Origin of the sequence: Streptomyces sp. SID5469 (genome assembly GCF_009862865.1) — a bacterium.
Taxonomy (GTDB): Bacteria; Actinomycetota; Actinomycetes; order Streptomycetales; family Streptomycetaceae; genus Streptomyces; species Streptomyces avermitilis.
The window spans coordinates 5,739,334-5,760,884 of record NZ_WWIN01000001.1; the positions used below are offsets into that span (position 1 = coordinate 5,739,334).

Below are 21,551 nucleotides of genomic sequence, written 5' to 3' on the forward strand. Positions count from 1 at the left end.
GTTCGTACGGACGGGCGAGACCAGGGCAAAGTCTACCGGCGGTCCTCCTCGTCCCGTGGGGCCTCTCGCCGACGGGAGCGCGGAAGGACTCGCAGGGCGTCCCCGATGTCCGCCACTTCCAGGACCTTCATACCCGAAGGGATCTTGCCGGGGTCGGTCGGGACCAGGGCGTGAGTGAAGCCCAGGCGGTGTGCCTCGGCAAGCCGGCGCTGGACGCCCGTGACCCGTCTGACCTCGCCCGCGAGGCCCACCTCGCCGATCGCGACCAGGTTTTTCGGCAGCGGGGCGTCGCTCGCCGCGGAGGCCAGCGCGAGGGCGATCGCCAGGTCCGCGGCCGGCTCCGAGAGGCGTACGCCGCCGACCGTCGCCGAGTAGATGTCCCGTTTTCCGAGGGCGCTGATCCGGCCGCGCTGCTCCAGGACGGCCAGCATCATCGAGACGCGGGAGGTCTCCAGGCCGGACGTCGTGCGGCGCGGGGTCGGGATCTGGGTGTCGACCGTGAGGGCCTGCACCTCGGCCACCAGGGGGCGGCGGCCCTCCAGGGTCACGGTCAGGCAGGTGCCCGGAACGGGCTCGGCACGCCGGGTGAGGAACAGGCCGCTGGGGTCGGCCAGGCCCGTGATCCCCTCGTCGTGCAGCTCGAAGCAGCCGACCTCGTCCGTCGCCCCGTATCGGTTCTTGACGCCCCGAACGAGACGGAGGCGTGCGTGGCGGTCGCCCTCGAAGTGCAGGACGACGTCCACCAGGTGCTCGAGGAGGCGGGGGCCCGCGATCGTGCCGTCCTTGGTGACATGGCCCACCAGGAGCGTGGACATCCCGCGCTCCTTGGAGGCGCGGATGAGCGCCCCGGCGACCTCGCGGACCTGGGCCACGCCGCCCGGCGCCCCGTCGATCTCGGGCGACGCCACCGTCTGCACGGAATCCATGATCAGCAGCGACGGCTTCACCGCGTCCAAGTGGCCGAGGACGGCGGCCAGATCGGTCTCGGCCGCCAGATACAGGTGGTCGTCGATGGCCTTGATGCGGTCGGCGCGCATGCGCACCTGGCTCGCCGACTCCTCGCCCGTGACGTACAGCGTGCGGTGCTCGTCGCTCGCCGCCTTCGCCGCGACGTCGAGCAGGAGCGTGGACTTGCCGACGCCGGGCTCGCCCGCGAGGAGGACGACCGCGCCGGGGACGAGCCCGCCGCCCAGGACACGGTCCAGCTCGGGTACGCCGGTGGAGCGGGCGGTGGCCTGGCGCCCGTCGACCTGGCCGATGGGCAGGGCGGACGTGGTGACCCGGCCGGGCGTCGTGGTCCGCACCGCGGGCGTGCCGTACTCCTCGACCGTCCCCCAGGCCTGGCATTCGGGGCAGCGGCCGAGCCACTTGGCCGTCTGCCAGCCGCACTCCGTGCAGCGGTAGGACGGCCGATCCTTCGCGGTCTTCGTACGGGCAGCCATGCACGAACCGTAACCGAGCCCACTGACAACGCCGTCCGCGTACCGCGACCACGGCCGTACGGGGCCCCCGGCCGGGCAGGCCGCACATCAAGAAGCGCAGCCCGCACATCAAGAAGCCGGTCGCGGTTCTCCCGGGGCGGGCGGTGGGCGCGGGGCGACGTCATCGCGCCGGGGAGCGCCCGCCGCGCCCGCCGCCACCCCGCGATTCGGCCACCGTCCACCAGGAACGAGCCACGGAATCCTGGGTTCGTGTCCCCTTATGAGGGATCGTTTCACCCGTACGGAGTAAATGTGCGCAAGGGGGCAGAAGGGGCCACCTGTCGGCGCCTACGGTCGCACGAGTGATGAGCAGCAGTCCGGAAACCTTCACGCACACAACCGGCGCACACCGGGCGCACGGAGATGCACGCAAGCGGGTGACAGCGCCCCGAGGCGCGACGGCCCGCACCACGGCCCAGCGCCCGTCCGCGCGCTACGAGCCCTATCTGGACGGCCTGTTCACCTACTGCCTGTCGGTGCTGTGCGACCACGACGCCGCGACCGCCGCGCTCGGCGACGTCCTCGCGCTCGCCGAGCGCCGTCACCCGCGCGGCCCGGCGGCGGGTGACCGCCGGGCCTGGTTGTACGCCCTCGCCCGCTGGGCCTGTCTGCGCAAGCTCGCCGAGACCAGACGCCACCGGCAGGCCACCCACGCGGTCGGCCGGCGCGCGGCCCGCGAGGACGGCGAGAACCTCTCGACGCGGCCTGCCGCCGACCGGCGCACGGCCGAGCCGACCGGTTCCGTCCCGGCCACCGAGGAGGACCGGGCCCGGCGGCAGCGCGAACTCGCCCTGCTGGCCTGGCCGGAGGCCGCCGGCACCACCCCCGAGCAGCGCGAGGCGCTCGAACTCGCCGTACGCCACCAGCTCGGCGCCCCCGAGGTCGCCGCCGTCCTCGGCATGAATCTCACCGCGGCGCGCGAACTCCTCGCCGCCGCGGCCTGCGAGGTCGAACGCACCCGCGCGGTCCTCGCCGTCGTCGAGACCGGCAGCTGCCCGAGCGTCGCCCGTCTGACCGGCGACAACCAGCTCGTCCTCAGCTCCGCCCTGCGCCGCGAGCTCGTCCGGCACGTCGACGACTGCCCGTGCTGCCGCCGCACCGCGGAACGCGCGCTCCCGGACGCCGCCTGGCCCGGCACCAGCGTCACGCCCGCGGAGCTGCCCGTGCTGGAGGCCCCGCGCGCGGCCCTGCACCTGGCGATGGCGCACGTCCCACGCGCGCGTGGTGGCGCCCCCCGCTTCGACCGGCGGGGATTCCCGATGGACCCCAAGGACCGGGCGGCCCGTCGGGACCGCTTCCGCGCGCGTGCCGTCACGACAACGGTCGTCGCCACCGTCATCGCCGCCCCCGTCCTCGCCCTGTGGGCCGCCTACCGGGGCGCACCGCTCACCGGCGAGGGCGTGGACGGCCGCTCCGCCACCGCGAGCGAGGCCCACGCCACCGACACCCTCGACGGCGAGGAGGCGAGCGGCTACGAGAACGCGGGCAACGCGAGTGCGCGTCCCGTCTCCGGCTTCACCAAGGGCGGCCGCTCGCCCGACGTCTCCGTGGAGGTCGTCAGCGCGAAGACCGGGGGCAGGGCCGCCCACCTTTCCGTGACGGCCGGCCACAACGGCGACACGACCCTCGTCACCCTGACGGCGTCCGGGAGATCACCGGTCCACTGGTCGGCCCGCTCAGGAGCGCCCTGGCTCTATCTGAGCCGGTCCTCAGGAACCCTCGAACCCGGCGAATCGTTCACGATCAAGGTGTACGTCGATCATCTGCGCGAGCCGGTGGGTCCCTGGCACGCGAGCGTGTCGGTGGCACCCGCGGGCGCGGTGGTCACGATCGACGGATACGGGACCGCGGGCCCGCCCGCCCCGCGTCCGACCCCCAGCCACTGGACGCCGCCCGCCCCCGACCCGAGTGCCACGAGCCCGGACCCCACGCCCAGCGACCCGCCCCCCACCGCCGAGCCCACACCGACGCCGACCGACCCGACCCCCTCGGATCCGCCCGGCTCGACGCCTCCGTCCACCGACGGCGGTGCCCCGGACCCGTCCTCGTAGAGCTGTATCTCTCAGTTCACGATCTCTCAGTTCACAGGGTCGGCCGGATGAGGCGCCAACAGCGGCAGCTGCGAGGCCAGCCGCTCCTCGCACAGCTCGACCAGCCGGTCGTATCCCGGCTTGCCCATCAGCTCGATCAGCTCCGGCCGGTACGAGACGTACACCGGGTCGCCCGCGCCGTGCGCCGACGTCGCCGAGGTGCACCACCAGTGCAGGTCATGGCCACCCGGGCCCCATCCCCGACGGTCGTACTCACCGATGGACACCTGGAGCACACGCGTGTCGTCGGGCCGGTCGATCCACTCGTACGTCCGCCGCACGGGCAGCTGCCAGCACACGTCGGGCTTGGTCTCCAGCGGCTCGCGCCCCTCCTTCAGGGCGAGGATGTGCAGCGAGCACCCCGCACCGGCCGCGAACCCGGGCCGGTTCTGGAAGATGCAGGACCCCTGGTACGGCCGCGTCTGCCGGTCCCCATCCTCGTCCTCCGACACCCAGCCGGTGCGCAGGCCCACGTCATGGTTCTGCCAGATCTCCGGCGTGAGCCGCGCCACGTGCTCCGCCACCCGCTTCTCGTCGTCCTCGTCCGAGAAGTGCGCCCCCAGCGTGCAGCACCCGTCGTCCGCGCGGCCCGCCTGGATGCCCTGGCAGCCGCTTCCGAAGATGCAGTTCCAGCGCGAGGTCAGCCATGTCAGATCGCACCGGAAAACCTGCTCGTCGTCGGCGGGATCCGGAAACTCCACCCACGCACGCGCGAAGTCGAGCCCCTTCTCGTCGCTCACCTTCGGGGGCTTCGCCGACTTCGTGGCCGACGGGGACGCCTTCGCCTGCGCAGAGCCCTTGGAACCCTTGGAAGCCCTGGAGGATTTGTCGGCCTTCGCCTTTTTCGTCTTTGGCACGAGACAAGGGTAAGTCGCCGGAGCCCGCTCCGGGGACGGTCGATCGTCCCGTGGGCAGTAGCGTTCCGTACATGAGACTCGGTGTCCTCGACGTGGGTTCGAACACGGTGCATCTGCTGGTGGTGGATGCGCACCCGGGCGCGCGCCCCCTGCCCGCGCATTCGCACAAGGCGGAGCTGCGGCTCGCCCAACTCCTCGACGAGGGCGGCGCCGTCGGCCCCGAAGGCGTGGACAAACTCATCGGCGTCGTCCACGAAGCGTTGCAGGCGGCCGAGGACAAGGGTGTCGAGGACCTCCTTCCGTTCGCCACGTCCGCCGTGCGGGAGGCCACCAACGCGGATGACGTACTGGCCCGCGTCAAGGCCGAGACGGGCGTCGAGCTCCAGGTCCTGACCGGCGCGGAGGAGGCCCGCCTGACCTTCCTGGCGGCCCGCCGCTGGTTCGGCTGGTCCGCCGGAAAGCTGCTGGTCCTGGACATCGGCGGGGGCTCGCTGGAGATCGCGTACGGCATAGACGAGGAGCCGGACGCCGCGGTGTCGCTGCCACTGGGCGCGGGCCGTCTCACCGCGGGCTGGCTCCCGACCGACCCCGCCGACCCGGACGACGTCAGGGCGCTGCGCCGCCATGTCCGGGCCCAGATCGCCCGGACGGTCGGGGAGTTCAGCCGCTTCGGCGCGCCCGACCATGTCGTCGCCACGTCCAAGACCTTCAAGCAGCTGGCCCGCCTCGCCGGAGCCGCCCGCTCGGCCGAGGGCCTGTACGTCCAGCGGGAACTGAAGAGGGAGTCGCTTGAGGGCTGGGTCCCGCGCCTCGCCTCGATGACGGCGGAGGAGCGAGCGGAACTCCCCGGCGTCTCGGACGGCCGCTCCAGCCAACTCCTCGCGGGCGCGCTGGTCGCCGAGGGAGCGATGGATCTCTTCGCAGTGGAAACCCTGGAAATCTGCCCCTGGGCCCTACGCGAGGGCGTGATCCTACGACGCCTGGACCACATGGGCCCGGTATAGGACACCCGCCCCCCGGGCCAGGGGCGCGGCCGGCCAGGGGCGCGGCCGGCCAGGGGCGCGGCCGGACAGGCGCGCCCGGACAGAGGCGCCCGGACAGGGGCGCGGGGAACTGCGCGCCCAGCCCCACCCGACCGGCAGACACCCACGGCGGCGCCTGCCCACGTGGGCCCGGCGCAGGGCACCTGGTCACCCGGTCGACCTGAACCCCGGACAGGGGCGCGGGGAACTGCGCGCCCAGCCCCACCCGACCCGCACACACCCACCGCGCAAACCCGCAACGCCCCCCGGGCAGGAGCCCAGCAGCCTCCGGGCAGGAGCCCACGAGCCTCCGGGCAGGAGCCCACCAGCCCCCGGGCAGAAGCCCAACACCCCCCAGTCCAGCCCCCAACACCCCCCAGTCCCGGTCCCCACCACCCCCCTGGCCGAAGCCCACCACCCCCCACCCAACCGCCGGAGGCAACCCGTACGCTGTCCCTCGTGGCAGAACCAGTGGTGCGCATCCCGGATGCGAAGGTCGCGCTGTCCACGGCCTCCGTGTACCCGGAGTCGACGGCGACGGCCTTCGAGATCGCCGCGCGTCTCGGCTACGACGGCGTAGAGGTCATGGTGTGGACCGACCCGGTCAGCCAGGACATCGAGGCCCTCCGCCGCCTCAGCGACTACCACCGGATCCCGATCCTCGCCGTCCACGCCCCCTGCCTGCTGATCACCCAGCGCGTCTGGTCCACCGACCCCTGGGTCAAGCTCCAGCGCGCCAAGGCGGCCGCCGAGAAGCTCGGTGCCACCACCGTCGTCGTACACCCCCCCTTCCGCTGGCAGCGCCAGTACGCCCGCGACTTCGTCAGCGGAATCTGGCGCATGGCCAACGAGACGGACGTACGGTTCGCCGTCGAAAACATGTACCCGTGGCGCTATCGCGACCGCGAGATGCTCGCGTACGCCCCCGACTGGGACGTCACCAAGGACGACTACCGTCACTTCACGATCGATCTCAGCCATACCGCCACCGCCCGCACCGACGCCACGCAGATGATCGACCGGATGGGCGACCGCCTCGGCCACGTCCACCTCGCCGACGGCAACGGCTCCAACAAGGACGAGCACCTCGTGCCCGGCCGCGGCACCCAGCCCTGTGCCGAACTCCTGGAGCGTCTCGCCCGCACCGGCTTCGACGGCCACGTCGTCATCGAGGTCAACACGCGCCGCGCCATGTCCAGCGCGGAGCGCGAGGCCGACCTCGCGGAGGCCCTGGCCTTCACCCGCCTCCACCTCGCCTCCGCGGTCAAGGTGCCGCGCCGATGACGGAGGCCGACGCCCCCCGCCGCCGGGGGCGCCCCTCCCGTACGCAGACGGAGGCGGCCCCCGCCACCCGGGACCGCATCCTGGAGGCGGCCCGCGAGGAGTTCTCCGAACGCGGCTACGAGAAGACGTCCGTCCGCGGTATCGCCAAGGCGGCCGGCGTGGACTCCGCGCTCGTGCACCACTACTTCGGCACGAAGGAACAGGTATTCGAGGCGGCCATCGAGGTCGCCTTCGCGCCCGCCCTCAACGCCCCGGACGCCGTGGCGGACGGCCCCCTCGACGGCGTCGGCGAACGCCTGACCCGCTTCATCCTCGGTGTCTGGGAGAACCCGGCGACCCGTACGCCCCTGCTGGCGATCGTCCGCTCCGCCGTGAACAACGACACCGCGGCCGCCGTCTTCCGCCGCCTCATCGCCGCCCAGCTGCTGCGCCGCATCGCCGGACAGCTCGACTTCCCGGACGCGGAACTCCGTGCGGAGCTGGCGGCGGCCCAGCTGGTGGGGACGGCGATCCTGCGCTACGTGATCAAGGTGGAGCCGCTGGCCTCGGCGGACCCGGAACAGATCATCGCCAGGCTGGCCCCCGTGGTCCAGGGGCACCTGACAGCCCCCTGACACCCCCACCCCCACCGGCCCCCCCGGACCCCAGGACGTCCACCGCCGACGGCCGCGCGCCAACGCGTACGCACCGCCACCGACCGGCCGCACCCGAGACGTAGGCACCGCCGCCGACGGCCCGTACGTCGAGGCGTGCGCACCGCCACCGACGGTCCGCCCCCCCGAGGCGTACGCACCGCCCCCGACCGGCCGCACACCGAGACACGCATCCCACATTCCGGACACCGGTCCACCTCCCCGAGGCACCGGCGTACGCTCGACTTCAGTCATTACTCTCCGAAGGAGCGAGCGACGATGCCCGAGCTGAGGTCCCGCACAGTCACCCACGGTCGCAACATGGCGGGCGCCCGCGCCCTTATGCGCGCCTCCGGTGTACCGGGCGCGGACATCGGCCGGAAGCCGATCATCGCGGTCGCCAACTCCTTCACGGAGTTCGTGCCCGGCCACACCCACCTCCAGCCGGTCGGCCGGATCGTCAGCGAGGCCATCACGGCCGCCGGCGGCATCGCGCGCGAGTTCAACACGATCGCGGTCGACGACGGCATCGCGATGGGCCACGGCGGCATGCTGTACTCCCTCCCGTCCCGCGACCTGATCGCGGACTCGGTCGAGTACATGGTCGAGGCCCACTGCGCCGACGCCCTGATCTGCATCTCGAACTGCGACAAGATCACGCCCGGCATGCTCATGGCCGCTCTGCGCCTGAACATCCCGACGGTCTTCGTCTCCGGCGGCCCCATGGAGTCCGGCCGCGCCACCCTGGTCGACGGCACGGTCCGTACGCTCGACCTGGTCGACGCGATCTCCGACGCCGTGAACGACAAGATCTCGGACGAGGACATCCTCCGTATCGAGGAGAACGCCTGTCCCACCTGCGGCTCCTGCTCCGGCATGTTCACCGCCAACTCGATGAACTGCCTGACCGAGGCCATCGGCCTGAGCCTGCCCGGCAACGGCTCGGTCCTCGCCACGCACACGGCCCGCAAGGGTCTGTACGAGGACGCGGCCCGCACGGTCGTGGACATCACGCGCCGTTACTACGAGCAGGACGACGAGTCGGTCCTGCCCCGCAACATCGCCACGCACGCCGCCTTCGAGAACGCCATGGCCCTCGACATCGCCATGGGCGGCTCCACCAACACGATCCTGCACCTGCTGGCCGCCGCCCAGGAAGCGGGCGTCCCCTTCGGCCTGGACGAGATCAACGAGGTCTCGCGCCGCGTGCCCTGCCTCGCCAAGGTCGCCCCGAACGTCGCCAAGGACCGTACGTACTACATGGAGGACGTGCACCGCGCGGGCGGCATCCCGGCCCTGCTGGGCGAGCTGCACCGGGCCGGCCTGCTGAACGAGGACGTGCACTCGGTGCACAGCCCGTCCCTCTCCGACTGGCTGAAGACGTGGGACGTGCGGGCGGGTTCCCCGTCCCCCGAGGCCATCGAACTGTGGCACGCGGCCCCCGGCTGCGTCCGCTCCTCCGAGGCCTTCTCCCAGTCCGAGCGCTGGGAGGCGCTCGACGAGGACGCGGAGGGCGGCTGCATCCGCTCCGCCGAACACGCGTACTCCAAGGACGGCGGCCTCGCGGTCCTCAAGGGCAACCTGGCGGTCGACGGCTGCGTCGTGAAGACGGCGGGCGTCGACGAGTCGATCTGGACCTTCGAGGGCCCGGCGGTCGTCTGCGAGTCGCAGGACGAGGCCGTCGACAAGATCCTCCGCAAGGAGATCACCCACGGCGACGTGGTCGTCATCCGCTACGAGGGCCCCAAGGGCGGCCCCGGCATGCAGGAGATGCTCTACCCGACGTCGTTCCTGAAGGGCCGGGGCCTCGGCAAGACCTGTGCCCTGATCACGGACGGCCGTTTCTCCGGCGGCACCTCGGGCCTGTCGATCGGCCACGCCTCCCCCGAGGCGGCGTCCGGCGGCACGATCGCGCTGGTCCAGGACGGCGACCGCATCCGCATCGACATCCCGAACCGCACGATCGACCTCCTGGTGGACGAGGCCGAACTGTCCCGCCGCGACCAGGCCCTGAACGGCGTCTACGCCCCCGTGAACCGCGAGCGCAAGGTCTCCGCGGCCCTGCGCGCGTACGCCGCGATGGCCACGAGCGCGGACAAGGGCGCGGTCCGGGACGTGTCGAAGCTGGGCTGACCCCCGCTGCACCCGTACAGCCGAAAGGGGCCGTTCCTCCGGGAACGGCCCCTTCCGCGTCCCCGGGCCGCTACCGGCTCACCAGCCCGCCGGCTCACCAGCCCGCCAGCCCGCCAGCCCGCCAGCTCACCAGCCCCCCGGCCTGCGCGCGTCGACCGCGAACAACGACCCGTCGGGAGCCGCGGAGTACACCTTCCCGTCGGCGGCGACCGGCGACGGCAGCCCGGAGACGAGTGAGCCGTGTGCGCCGCCCAGCCGCGCCTTGGTCTGCCCGAGCAGCACACCCTTCGAGGCGTCGACGGCAAGGAGCCGTCCGTCCGCGCCCGCGAAGTAGACGCGGTCCCCGGCGGCGACGGGCGCCGAGGCGAAACTGACGGAGGTCTCCAGCCGCCAGAGCTCCTTGGACGTCCGGGTGTCGACGGCGACCAGCGCACCGCCGTTCGCGAGGACGTAGACCGTGTCCTTCCGCACCACGGCCTGGGCTCCCTGGAGCGGGAAACGCAGGCCGACGCGGCGGACCGTACGGCGGGTGACGTCGTAGCGCACCACCGCGTCCGTGTCCGAGTCGGCGGTGGTCGAGGCGAACCAGACCGCCCCGTCATGGGCACCCACCAGGCTCAGCACACCGTCGAACCGCCGCTGCCAGCGCGTGGCGCCGCTCTCCGGGTCCACCGCGGCCACCTTCGTCCCGGACCCGGCCGCCGCGACCGCGTACGCGAGCCCGTCCCCGTACGACACGAAGGCCGGCTGTGGCTGCCCGGGGATCCGGCGGCGCCACTTCTCCTCACCCGTGGCCGCGTCCAGCGCGGTCACCCGCGCGTCGGCGCCGGTGAGCAGGACGACCCCGCCGACCTGGGCGAAGCGACCGCCGTAGGCCGCGAGATCGTGACTCCAACGGGTCTTGCCGGTGGCGGGGTCGAGCGCCGCCAGCCGCTTTCCGCCTTCGCTGACGACGTGCAGCAGTCCGCCCGACAGCACGGGCGGCCGCACGGTGCCGTCGCTGTGCCGCTTCGCGTCGCCGCGTGACCACAGGACCTTCCCGTCGGCGGGATCGACGGCGGCGGCCAGGACACCGGGGCGGGTGCAGTACAGCCTGTGGGGCGCGTACGCGCACTGCGCCATGCCGGTGGCTTTCGAGCCGCCCGCGCTCAGCCCGATGTCCCACGGCTGGAAGGCGGCCTTCGACGGCGCCGCGTCCTGTTCGCGCGGGGCCCCGGTACCCGGGCCGAGGAGGACGAGGGCGCCGGCGACGCAAGCCAGCACGGCGACGGCGACGGCGGGAATCCACAGCCGACGCCCGAGACGCTTCCTGGCAGCCGGTGCGGCGACCGGCTCGGGCTGCCGCACCTGATGGGTCACCACGCGCTCGCCACCGTGCCCCGGTCCCGGCCCCGGTCCCGTCCCTGGTCCCGTCCCCGGTCCCGGTCCCGGTCGCCACGCCGACCCGGAACTCCCGTCCCGCTGCACGGGGATGAACGCCTGGGTGTCGTACGAGGCGGACACCGACCGAAGAGCCGTCATCAGCTCGTCCGGTGTGGGCCGGTCGTCCGGCTCCTTGGCGAGGCACCCGGCGACGAGTTCGGCCAACTCCTCCGGTACGCCCGTCAAGTCCGGCTCGTCATGGACGACTTGATACGCCACCAGATAGGGACTGTCGGAATCGAAGGGCCCGCTGCCGGTCGCCGCGTGCACGATCACGGACCCGAGCGCGAAGACGTCGGCGGCCGGCCCGACCTCCCGTGGCCTGCGGAACTGCTCGGGGGCCATGAACGGCGGCGTGCCGATCAACTTGCCCGTCTCGGTGCGCAGTTCACTGTCGGACGGCCGGGAAATACCGAAGTCGATGACTTTGGGGCCGTCCTCGGCCAGCAGGACGTTGCTGGGCTTGAGATCGCGGTGCACGACACCGGCGCGGTGGATGTCGCGCAGCGCCTCGGCGAGCCCCGCCATCAGGTGCCGCAGCCGGGCAGGAGGCAGGGCGCCGTTCCGCTTGACGTGTTCGGCGAGGGTCGGGCCCGGGATGAACAGCGTCGCCATCCAAGGGCGTCCGGCCCCCGGGTCCGCGTCCACGACGGGCGCGGTGAAGGCGCCGCTGACCCGCCGCGCGGCCGCGACCTCCTGCCGGAAACGCCCCCTGAACTCGGGGTCCTGGGCGTACTGGGCGTGCACCACCTTGACCGCGAGGCGCAACCCGGAGGCGGACCTGGCCAGATGTACGACCCCCATGCCACCGGAGCCGAGTGCCGCCTCCAACAGGTACTGCCCGGCGTACTGCGGATGTTCCGCTTCCGGATCCGTACCGGCGCTGCGCTGTGGCGGCATCACTCACCCCCGTGGGTCCGTCCGCTGCGCGACGCGCTGAGCCTAGTCGATGCTTCGTGCGAATCATCGGCGGCTTGCTAGCCTCGGCGCCCCACACGCATTGGCGTGAACTATTCAACGGGGGAGGCCGACATGGCCACGGAAGACATCCAGATCTCGGGTACGGAAGAGGCGGCCGAAGCCGACTCGAGCGCGGCGGCCACCCGCACCTACCCGGTCGCACCGGGCCACAGAGTCAACGTCCGCAGCGGTCCGGGCACGCACTACAGCATCGTCCGCACCCTGCCCGAGGGCGCGAGCGTTCCCATCTACTGCCAGCGCTCGGGGGACTCGGTCAGCGGACCGTACGGCACGACGAGCCTCTGGGACTGCATCGCCAACGCGCAGTACGTCTCGGACGCGTATGTGAAGACGGGCAGCGACGGGTACGTCGCTCCGCGCTGCTCCTGACCCCGAGGTGCCCCGGCCGGACCACGCGCCCGGCCGGGGGCCCGTCGCGGCCCGGAGCGATAATCGACGCGTGAGCGACGACGAGAACGGCACCCCGGCCACCCCCGCGGGCCCCCACCCCGAACCCCTCCGCTTCTTCGGCACGACCTGGGTGGACCACGAGGGCGGCTACGCGGCCCGCCGCGCCGGCGTGGCCGTCGGCTCGCTCGCGGCGGCGGTCGTCGGCTGCCTCGTCCTGCGGTTCGCCTACCAGGGCCTGGAGATCGCGGCCGTCGGCAGATTCGTGACGCTGATGGTCGTGGGCATGTTCGCGGTGTGCAGTGCGCTCGCGTTCGGTCACACCTGGGGCTCGTTCGGCAAGCGCCCCGACCCCGACCGCCAGGCCTCCCTGCGCGGACTCCTGGCCATCGGCTTCATCGGCTCCCTCCTCGCGTACTTCTTCCGGTCCCTCACGGAGGCCCCCGGCGAGAAACTCCACCGCGAGGAGTACGAGACGGCCCGCGAGCAGTACGCGAAGCGCACCGCCCGCCGCACCCCGCAATCCGTCCCGCATGCAGCGCAGCTCATAGCCCGGGGCCCGGCGTGCGGGGCCGCCCCACCACCGCACCGAAACCACTGGCCCGCATCCCCCACCCCCGCCACCATGGAGGTATGACCACCTCCGCGCACACCGCCCCGGGCCCGCTCCTTCAACGCCGCGGCCGCCCAGTACGCGGCGAACCGTCCTTCCTACCCACCCGCCCTCTTCGACGCGATCGAGGAACTCGCCGGGCGCCCCCTCGCCGGCTCGCGGACCGTGGACGTAGGCGCGGGCACGGGCATCGCGACCGCACTCCTCACCGCGCGCGGCGCCGACGTGATCGCGGTGGAGCCCGGCGACGGCATGGCCGCCCAGTTCCGCCGCACCCTCCCCGGCGTCCCCCTCCTGCGCGGCGACGGCAATGCCCTCCCCCTCGCCGACGCCTCCGCCGACTTCCTCACCTACGCGCAGGCCTGGCACTGGACCGACCCGGCCCGGTCGGTCCCGGAGGCGATGCGCGTCCTGCGCCCCGGCGGCGCGCTCGCCCTGTGGTGGAACACGGACGCCGCCGACGTCCCGTGGATCGCGGAGCAGTCGGAGCGCGTCAGGCGGTACTTCGGCGGCGAACACGGCAGCAAGCAGGGCGGGGGCGGCACCCGTGGCGACGCCGCGTTCGGGGGCGCGGTCCTGCGCCCCGACCACACCCACCGGGTCGTCCGCTGGAGCCGCACGGTCCCCGTCGACACCCATCTCGCCAACATCGGCAGCCACTCGATCTTCCTGCTCCTCGGCGAGGAGAGCACGAACACCTTCCTCACCGAGGAGCGCGGACACCTCCTCGCGACCTTCCCGGACGGCCTCGTCGAGGAGGTCTACGACGTCGTACTCATCGTGGCGACGCGCCCGTGACCTCGTGACGTACTGATCGGTGACGTACTGCTCGTCACGACCCGCCCGTCCCTACGGCGACGTACTGCTCGTCGCGACCCGCCCCTGACCCCCCTGCCGCGCGGCGGCCCATCCGTCCAGTGCCGCCGCGCACGCGTGATCCACATGCCGCAGCCCGCCGAGTTCCAGCCGTACCTCCCGGTCGTGCGGCAACGCCTCCAACGCGTCCAGCAGCTTCGGCAGCCGCAGAAACGTCGCGTGGCCGACGACCCGCACGACGATCCCCGCCGCCCCCAGATCCTCCGTCTCCACGTGCACATGGCTGATGTCCCACGCGGTCTTGGCGACGGCAAGCGCGAGCCCCACGAGTACGCCCTCGAACAGGTTCCCGATCACGATCGCCACCGCCGTCACACCGAGCACCACGGCCTCCCCCCGATGCGCCCGCCACAACGCCCCCAGCTCCCGTACGGGCACGAGCTTGGCCCCCGCGTGCACCAGCAGCCCGGCCAGCGCCGCCACCGGAATCACCCCGAGCACTTCCGGCAGCAGAGCCGTGAAGACGAGCAGCCACACCCCGTGCAGCACCCGTGACGCCTTGGTCCGCGCCCCGGCCCGCACATTCGCCGCGCTCCGCACGATCACCGCGGTCATCGGCAGCGCCCCCAGCACCCCGCACACGGCATTGCCGGTGCCCTGCGCGATCAGCTCCCGGTCGTAGTCGGTCCGCCTTCCCCCGTGCAGCCGGTCCACCGCGGCCGCGCTGAACAGCGACTCCGCGGAGGCGATCAGCGCGAAGGCGACCACCGTCCCGAGCACGCCCACTTCCGTGAGCCGCCCCAGATCACCGACCGAGGGCGGCCGTACGACATCCAGCAGGCCCCGCACCTCCACCCGCCGCACCGGCAGATCGAACAGAGCCGTCGCGGCCGACGCGAGCCCGACCGCCAGCAACGGCGCCGGCACGGCCCGCGCCCCGCGCCGCCAGCGCGGCCACAGCACCAGGACGAGCACGGTGGCACCGCCGGTCAACAGCGCCACCGGAGCCACGTCCCCCGGCAGCGAGACCAGCCCGGCCAGCTTCGCGGCCCCGCTCGCGGGCGAGGGAACGTCACCCATCGCGTACACCTGCCCGGCGACCAGTACGAGCCCGATCCCGGCGAGCATCCCCTGCACCACGGCCACGGACACGGCCCGGAACCACCGCCCCAGCCGCAGCACCCCGAGCGCCAGCTGCACCAGCCCGGCGCCGAGCACGAGCACGCCGAGCGCCTGAGGGCCGTACGTCTTCACGGCCTCGTACACCAGGACCGTCAGCCCAGCCGCAGGCCCGCTGACCTGCAAACTGCTGCCGGGCAGCGCCCCGGCGACCAGCCCGCCGACGATCCCGGTCACCAGCCCCAGTTCGGCCGGCACCCCGGATGCCACGGCGACTCCCACGCACAGCGGAAGCGCCACGAGGAACACGACGAGGGACGCGAACAGATCGGCTTTGCCGGACCGGTTCACGAGCTTGCCTACGGCATCTGCGACATCTACGACACGCATGACAACTGCACCTCCGGCTGCGAACGGATCAAACGGGAGATGCGTGGGCCGCCGAACCGGGGGAGGGCTCGGCGCGAGTTCGCGAGGAACCACGAGCAATCGCGAGGAACCACGAGCAATCGCGAGGAATGGCGGGGATCACGGGGAACAGGGCGCGGCATATGACCGTGCACTGAAATCCATTGTCAGGAAAGGGCGTTGATCGCGCACCGGCCCGTCGCCACCGTCTGGTGAGAGCGGAAGCACAAGCCCGCGGAGTCTCCCCTTCCGATCACTCCGCCGAGCGCCTGCGCCCTCCAGTGCGACCGCACTTGACGCCGCGCCCCCACTTGACGGTGCGGTGCCGCCGGAGCATTATTCATCATGTGATGAATATTCGGCGTCCTCGCCCACCCGACCCCGGCAACCCGGCCACTCCCGCCCTCGCCGTCCGCGCCGAGGGCCTCACCGTCGTACGCGGCACCCGCAAGGTCCTGAAAGGCCTCGACTTCGCCGTCCCGCCCGGTCGGATCACCGGCCTGCTCGGCCCTTCCGGCTGTGGCAAGTCGACCCTGATGCGCTCGATCGTCGGCACCCAGGCCAAGGTCACCGGCACCCTGGACGTCCTCGGCCTCCCGGCCGGCGACCCCGCCCTGCGCTCCCGCATCGGCTACGTCACCCAGGCCCCCTCCGTCTACGACGACCTCACGGTCCGCCAGAACCTCGACTACTTCGCCGCGATCCTCGACCCGGGCCGAGCCGCCGCCGAGCGCCGCCGCGCGCACGTCACCAGCGCCATCGCCGACGTCGACCTCGTCTCGCACGCCGACGCCCTCGCCGGCAACCTCTCCGGCGGCCAGCGCAGCCGCGTCTCCCTCGCGGTCGCTCTCCTCGGCACCCCGGAACTCCTCGTCCTCGACGAACCGACGGTCGGCCTGGACCCCGTCCTGCGCCGCGACCTGTGGACCCTCTTCCACGCCATCGCGGCCGACCGCGGCGCCACCCTCCTCGTGTCCTCCCATGTCATGGACGAGGCCGAGCGCTGCCACCGCCTCCTGCTCATGCGCGAGGGCGAGATCCTCGCCGACGGCACGCCGGACGCCCTCCGCACCCGTACGGCATCGGAGACCGTCGAAGCCGCCTTCCTGCGCCTGGTCGACGAGGCGAGCGCGGCGAGCCCCGCCGCGACAGCCCAAGGAAAGGAGCCGGTCCGATGACCACCACCGCGACCCCGACCACCACCGCCGGCCCCTTCGGCGGAAGCGCGATCAACCACTCCCGTACGACCGCGACGGCGGCCCGCGTCCTGCGCCAGCTCCGCCACGACCCGCGCACGATCGCGCTGATGATCCTCATCCCGTGCGTGATGCTGTTCCTGCTGCGCTACGTCTTCGACGGCAGTCCGCGCACCTTCGACTCCATCGGCGCCTCACTCCTCGGCATCTTCCCGTTGATCACGATGTTCCTCGTGACCTCGATCGCCACCCTGCGCGAGCGCACCTCGGGCACCCTGGAACGCCTCCTCGCCATGCCCCTCGGCAAAGGCGACCTGATCGCGGGCTACGCCCTCGCCTTCGGCGCCCTGGCGATCATCCAGTCGGCCCTGGCCACGGGGCTCGCGGTCTGGTTCCTGGGCCTCGACGTCACGGGCTCCCCCTGGCTCCTGCTCCTCGTCGCCCTCCTGGACGCCCTGCTCGGCACGGCTCTCGGCCTGTTCGTCTCCGCCTTCGCCTCCTCGGAGTTCCAGGCCGTCCAGTTCATGCCGGCCGTGATCTTCCCCCAACTCCTCCTCTGCGGCCTGTTCACCCCCCGCTCCGCCATGCACCCGGCCCTGGAGGCCATCTCCGACGTCCTCCCCATGTCGTACGCGGTGGACGGCATGAACGAGGTCCTGAAGCACACCGACATGACGGCGACCTTCGTACGCGACGCACTGATCGTGGCGGGCTGCGCCCTCCTGGTCCTGACCCTGGGCGCGGCAACCCTGCGCCGCCGCACGCCATGAACCACCGGCCGAGGGCTGTTGCGCCCGGACGGCTGTCCCGCCCAACGGACACCCCGGCAGCACGCCCGCCCCCGGTGCGAGGATGACCCCAGGACGACGCACCCCCCGGAGGGCACCCGCACCATGACCCAGAAAGTCGCAGTCCTCGGCACCGGCAAGATCGGCGAAGCCCTGCTCAGCGGAATGATCCGAGCGGGCTGGGCCCCCACCGACCTCCTGGTCACCGCCCGCCGCCCCGAGCGCGCCGAAGAGCTCCGCGCGCGCCACGGCGTCACCCCGGTCACCAACGCGGAGGCCGCCAAGACCGCCGACACCCTGATCCTGACGGTCAAGCCGCAGGACATGGGCACCCTCCTCACCGAGCTCGCGCCGCACGTCCCCACCGACCGCCTGGTCATCAGCGGCGCGGCAGGCATCCCCACCTCCTTCCTGGAGGAGCGCCTCGCTCAGGGCACCCCCGTCGTCCGGGTCATGACGAACACCCCCGCGCTCGTCGACGAGGCCATGTCCGTCATCTCCGCCGGCAGCCACGCCACCGCCGGGCACCTCGCGCACGCCGAGGAGATCTTCGGCGCGGTCGGCAAGACCCTGCGCGTCCCGGAATCCCAGCAGGACGCCTGCACCGCACTCTCCGGATCGGGCCCGGCGTACTTCTTCTATCTGGTCGAGGCCATGACGGACGCGGGCATCCTGCTGGGACTGCCCCGCGACAAGGCGCACGATCTGATCGTCCAGTCCGCGATCGGCGCCGCGATCATGCTCCGCGACAGCGGCGAGCACCCCGTCAAGCTCCGCGAGAACGTGACGTCACCGGCCGGCACGACGATCAACGCGATCCGCGAACTGGAGAACCACGGGGTACGCGCCGCACTGATCGCCGCCCTGGAGGCAGCCCGCGACCGCAGCCGCGAACTGGCCTCCGGCAGCAGCTGACCCGCCCCGGCGCGGCGGTTACGCCTCCAGCAACCCGATCGCCCGGTACGCCGCGTCGACTCTCGGCCTCGCCAGCTCTCGGGCCCGGCGCGCGCCGTCCCGCAACACGCCCTCCACGTAGCCCGGCTCCGCGCACAACGCCTTGTGCCTCTCCTGGAGAGGCCTGAGGAGCTCGACCACGGCCTCCGCGGTGTCCTTCTTCAAAGCTCCGTACGACGCGTACGCACCGCTCAGGGCTTCGGGGCTCCCACCCTCACACGCGGCCAGGATCTCCAGCAGATTGGACACCCCCGGCCGCGACTCCCGGTCGTACACCACGTCCCGCCCACTGTCGGTCACCGCACGCATGACCTTCTTCCGTACGGCCTCGGGCTCGTCGAGCAGATAGACGATCCCGGGCCCGACGTCATCGCTCTTGCCCATCTTCGACGTCGGCTCCTGCAGATTCATCACCCGGGCCGCCACCTCCGGACGGGTGGCCCGCGGCACGACGAAGGTGTGCCCGTACCGCTGGTTGAAGCGCACCGCGAGATCCCGGGTCAGCTCCACATGCTGAGTCTGGTCGTCCCCGACCGGCACCTCGTCCGTCCCGTACGCCAGGATGTCCGCCGCCATCAGTACCGGGTACGTCAGCAGCGACAGCCGCACACTCCCGCCGCGCTGCTGCTCCCGCGCGGCCTTCTCCCTGTACTGGATCATCCGCCGCATCTCGCCGTCCGTGGCGACGCACTCCATCAGATACGACAGCCGCGCGTGCTCATCGACATGACTCTGGACGAACACGGTGCACAGCTCCGGATCCAGCCCCGCCGCCAGCATCAGCGTCGCGGCCTGCCTACTGAGCCGGCGCACCCGCGCCGGATCGTGGTCCACGGTCAGCGCGTGCAGGTCGACGACGCAGAACAGCGCGTCGGCCCCGTGCTGATCGACGTCGACCCACCGCCGCACGGCCCCCAGGTAGTTCCCCAGCGTCAGATGCCCGGTCGGCTTGACCCCGCTGAAGATCCGCTTCATCTCTCCACCTCCTGGTCGAGACCGCCACCGCCGGCCGGCCGACCCTCTGGAGGGAGAAACGAGAACGGCCGCCGAGGCGGCGGCCGTTGAGTACATACGTGTGTACGGCCGCCGTCAGGCGGCCCACCACTGCTGGGTACACGTACGCGTAGTCATAGGGGCGAGAGTACGCCTCAGAGGGGCCTCCTGGAGTGAAGTTGACACGCCCCGACCCGATCCGTACTGTTCTCCGAGTTGTCCGACGTGAGCGCCGACCCAGGTCGGTCCCCGGACAGCCATTCCGCAGCAAGCACCCAACGAACGGTGACTCGTCATCGCCTCGTTTTCATGCGCGTTTGCGAAATGAGGAATCCGCGTTCGAAAGGACGCAACCCCGATTAGCTCGGGAGCAAGGATTCCGCTAAAGTCTCACTCGTCGGAACGGCCCAACGGCCACGAAGACAACTCCCGCTGACTGGGAATCAGGCCCGAAAGGATCTGATAGAGTCGGAACCGCCGGAAAGGGAAACGCGAAAGCGGAAACCTGGAAAGCACCGAGGAAATCGGATCGGAAAACGGTCTGATAGAGTCGGAAACGCAAGACCGAAGGGAAGCGCCCGGAGGAAAGCCTGAGAGAGTCTCTCGGGTGAGTACAAAGGAAGCGTCCGTTCCTTGAGAACTCAACAGCGTGCCAAAAATCAACGCCAGATATGTTGATACCCCGTCTCCGGCCGATCGGCTGGGACGAGGTTCCTTTGAAAAAGTCCTGCCGACGTTGTTCGGTAGGCGCACAGCGAGGACGCTGTGAACGGCTGGGCTTATTCCGCCCGGCTGTTCCGCTCTCGTGTGTGTCGTCCCGATTACGGGAAAACATTCACGGAGAGTTTGATCCTGGCTCAGGACGAACGCTGGCGGCGTGCTTAACACATGCAAGTCGAACGATGAAGCCCTTCGGGGTGGATTAGTGGCGAACGGGTGAGTAACACGTGGGCAATCTGCCCTGCACTCTGGGACAAGCCCTGGAAACGGGGTCTAATACCGGATAATACTCTCGCAGGCATCTGTGAGGGTTAAAAGCTCCGGCGGTGCAGGATGAGCCCGCGGCCTATCAGCTTGTTGGTGAGGTAGTGGCTCACCAAGGCGACGACGGGTAGCCGGCCTGAGAGGGCGACCGGCCACACTGGGACTGAGACACGGCCCAGACTCCTACGGGAGGCAGCAGTGGGGAATATTGCACAATGGGCGAAAGCCTGATGCAGCGACGCCGCGTGAGGGATGACGGCCTTCGGGTTGTAAACCTCTTTCAGCAGGGAAGAAGCGAAAGTGACGGTACCTGCAGAAGAAGCGCCGGCTAACTACGTGCCAGCAGCCGCGGTAATACGTAGGGCGCAAGCGTTGTCCGGAATTATTGGGCGTAAAGAGCTCGTAGGCGGCTTGTCACGTCGGGTGTGAAAGCCCGGGGCTTAACCCCGGGTCTGCATTCGATACGGGCTAGCTAGAGTGTGGTAGGGGAGATCGGAATTCCTGGTGTAGCGGTGAAATGCGCAGATATCAGGAGGAACACCGGTGGCGAAGGCGGATCTCTGGGCCATTACTGACGCTGAGGAGCGAAAGCGTGGGGAGCGAACAGGATTAGATACCCTGGTAGTCCACGCCGTAAACGGTGGGAACTAGGTGTTGGCGACATTCCACGTCGTCGGTGCCGCAGCTAACGCATTAAGTTCCCCGCCTGGGGAGTACGGCCGCAAGGCTAAAACTCAAAGGAATTGACGGGGGCCCGCACAAGCAGCGGAGCATGTGGCTTAATTCGACGCAACGCGAAGAACCTTACCAAGGCTTGACATACACCGGAAAGCATTAGAGATAGTGCCCCCCTTGTGGTCGGTGTACAGGTGGTGCATGGCTGTCGTCAGCTCGTGTCGTGAGATGTTGGGTTAAGTCCCGCAACGAGCGCAACCCTTGTTCTGTGTTGCCAGCATGCCCTTCGGGGTGATGGGGACTCACAGGAGACCGCCGGGGTCAACTCGGAGGAAGGTGGGGACGACGTCAAGTCATCATGCCCCTTATGTCTTGGGCTGCACACGTGCTACAATGGCCGATACAATGAGCTGCGATACCGCAAGGTGGAGCGAATCTCAAAAAGTCGGTCTCAGTTCGGATTGGGGTCTGCAACTCGACCCCATGAAGTTGGAGTTGCTAGTAATCGCAGATCAGCATTGCTGCGGTGAATACGTTCCCGGGCCTTGTACACACCGCCCGTCACGTCACGAAAGTCGGTAACACCCGAAGCCGGTGGCCCAACCCCTTGTGGGAGGGAGCTGTCGAAGGTGGGACTGGCGATTGGGACGAAGTCGTAACAAGGTAGCCGTACCGGAAGGTGCGGCTGGATCACCTCCTTTCTAAGGAGCACTTCT

General features: G+C 70.9%; 16 protein-coding genes and 1 rRNA gene. 12 read left to right on the forward strand and 5 right to left on the reverse strand.

All coding sequences use genetic code 11. The annotated features are described in order from the left end of the window. Positions 1–32 precede the first annotated feature (32 nt). Positions 33–1,442: a DNA repair protein RadA gene (gene radA, locus GTY58_RS24640; protein ID WP_010986134.1), complete on the reverse strand. Its 1,410-nt coding sequence runs from the start codon at positions 1,440–1,442 to the stop codon at positions 33–35. A 344-nt stretch (positions 1,443–1,786) separates the two neighbouring features. Here radA and GTY58_RS24645 point away from each other — a divergent pair, with 344 nt between their 5' ends. After that, positions 1,787–3,532, forward strand: coding sequence for a sigma-70 family RNA polymerase sigma factor (locus GTY58_RS24645; protein ID WP_202497497.1), 1,746 nt, complete (start codon positions 1,787–1,789; stop codon positions 3,530–3,532). Between the two features lie 26 nt (positions 3,533–3,558). Here GTY58_RS24645 and GTY58_RS24650 read toward each other — a convergent pair whose 3' ends face one another. Then, positions 3,559–4,428, reverse strand: a complete 870-nt coding sequence (locus tag GTY58_RS24650) for a hypothetical protein (RefSeq protein WP_010986136.1) — start codon at positions 4,426–4,428, stop codon at positions 3,559–3,561. 71 nt (positions 4,429–4,499) lie between these two features. Here GTY58_RS24650 and GTY58_RS24655 point away from each other — a divergent pair, with 71 nt between their 5' ends. From GTY58_RS24655 to ilvD, 4 genes are all read left to right on the forward strand, one after another. Beyond that, complete coding sequence (locus tag GTY58_RS24655; protein ID WP_010986137.1) at positions 4,500–5,432, forward strand: Ppx/GppA phosphatase family protein; 933 nt, start codon at positions 4,500–4,502, stop codon at positions 5,430–5,432. 477 nt (positions 5,433–5,909) lie between these two features. Further along, the gene (locus GTY58_RS24660; RefSeq protein ID WP_078234465.1) at positions 5,910–6,734 is read left to right on the forward strand and encodes a sugar phosphate isomerase/epimerase; all 825 of its coding nucleotides are present in this window, start codon (positions 5,910–5,912) and stop codon (positions 6,732–6,734) included. Further along, on the forward strand, positions 6,731–7,348 hold the full coding sequence (locus GTY58_RS24665) for a TetR family transcriptional regulator (RefSeq protein ID WP_010986139.1): 618 nt from the start codon (positions 6,731–6,733) through the stop codon (positions 7,346–7,348). Before GTY58_RS24660 ends, GTY58_RS24665 begins: the two co-directional genes overlap by 4 nt. Positions 7,349–7,645: 297 nt before the next feature. Beyond that, the gene (ilvD, locus tag GTY58_RS24670; RefSeq protein ID WP_010986140.1) at positions 7,646–9,499 is read left to right on the forward strand and encodes a dihydroxy-acid dehydratase; all 1,854 of its coding nucleotides are present in this window, start codon (positions 7,646–7,648) and stop codon (positions 9,497–9,499) included. Positions 9,500–9,625: 126 nt separating this feature from the next. Here the strand turns inward: ilvD and GTY58_RS24675 are convergent, their stop codons facing one another. After that, positions 9,626–11,821 carry a serine/threonine-protein kinase gene (locus GTY58_RS24675; protein ID WP_037652363.1) on the reverse strand — a complete coding sequence of 732 codons (2,196 nt, stop codon included), beginning with the start codon at positions 11,819–11,821 and terminating at the stop codon, positions 9,626–9,628. Between the two features lie 132 nt (positions 11,822–11,953). Here GTY58_RS24675 and GTY58_RS24680 point away from each other — a divergent pair, with 132 nt between their 5' ends. The 3 genes from GTY58_RS24680 to GTY58_RS24690 all read left to right on the forward strand — a co-directional run bounded on the left by GTY58_RS24680 (position 11,954) and on the right by GTY58_RS24690 (position 13,700). Beyond that, entirely contained in the window at positions 11,954–12,271 is a 318-nt protein-coding gene (locus GTY58_RS24680; protein WP_037652364.1) for an SH3 domain-containing protein, read from the forward strand. Between the two features lie 70 nt (positions 12,272–12,341). After that, positions 12,342–12,926, forward strand: a complete 585-nt coding sequence (locus tag GTY58_RS24685) for a hypothetical protein (RefSeq protein WP_010986143.1) — start codon at positions 12,342–12,344, stop codon at positions 12,924–12,926. Between the two features lie 141 nt (positions 12,927–13,067). Continuing rightward, on the forward strand, positions 13,068–13,700 hold the full coding sequence (locus tag GTY58_RS24690) for a methyltransferase domain-containing protein (protein ID WP_010986144.1): 633 nt from the start codon (positions 13,068–13,070) through the stop codon (positions 13,698–13,700). Positions 13,701–13,751: 51 nt separating this feature from the next. Here the strand turns inward: GTY58_RS24690 and GTY58_RS24695 are convergent, their stop codons facing one another. Further along, a complete protein-coding gene (locus GTY58_RS24695; RefSeq protein ID WP_010986145.1) occupies positions 13,752–15,227 on the reverse strand; it encodes a SulP family inorganic anion transporter in 1,476 nt (491 codons plus the stop codon). Positions 15,228–15,595: 368 nt separating this feature from the next. Between GTY58_RS24695 and GTY58_RS24700 the strand changes: the two genes are divergently transcribed. The 3 genes from GTY58_RS24700 to proC all read left to right on the forward strand — a co-directional run bounded on the left by GTY58_RS24700 (position 15,596) and on the right by proC (position 18,144). Continuing rightward, positions 15,596–16,423: an ABC transporter ATP-binding protein gene (locus GTY58_RS24700; RefSeq protein ID WP_010986146.1), complete on the forward strand. Its 828-nt coding sequence runs from the start codon at positions 15,596–15,598 to the stop codon at positions 16,421–16,423. Beyond that, the gene (locus tag GTY58_RS24705; protein WP_010986147.1) at positions 16,420–17,211 is read left to right on the forward strand and encodes an ABC transporter permease; all 792 of its coding nucleotides are present in this window, start codon (positions 16,420–16,422) and stop codon (positions 17,209–17,211) included. The genes GTY58_RS24700 and GTY58_RS24705 overlap by 4 nt, the downstream gene beginning before the upstream one ends. 123 nt (positions 17,212–17,334) lie before the next feature. Next, positions 17,335–18,144, forward strand: coding sequence for a pyrroline-5-carboxylate reductase (proC, locus tag GTY58_RS24710; protein WP_010986148.1), 810 nt, complete (start codon positions 17,335–17,337; stop codon positions 18,142–18,144). 18 nt (positions 18,145–18,162) lie between these two features. On the opposite strand, the gene trpS is transcribed toward proC, so the two are convergent. Continuing rightward, positions 18,163–19,158: a tryptophan--tRNA ligase gene (trpS, locus tag GTY58_RS24715; protein WP_010986149.1), complete on the reverse strand. Its 996-nt coding sequence runs from the start codon at positions 19,156–19,158 to the stop codon at positions 18,163–18,165. A gap of 852 nt (positions 19,159–20,010) precedes the next feature. On the opposite strand from trpS, the gene GTY58_RS24720 reads away from it, so the two are divergent. Next, a 16S ribosomal RNA gene (locus GTY58_RS24720) occupies positions 20,011–21,536 on the forward strand. Positions 21,537–21,551: the final 15 nt, after the last annotated feature.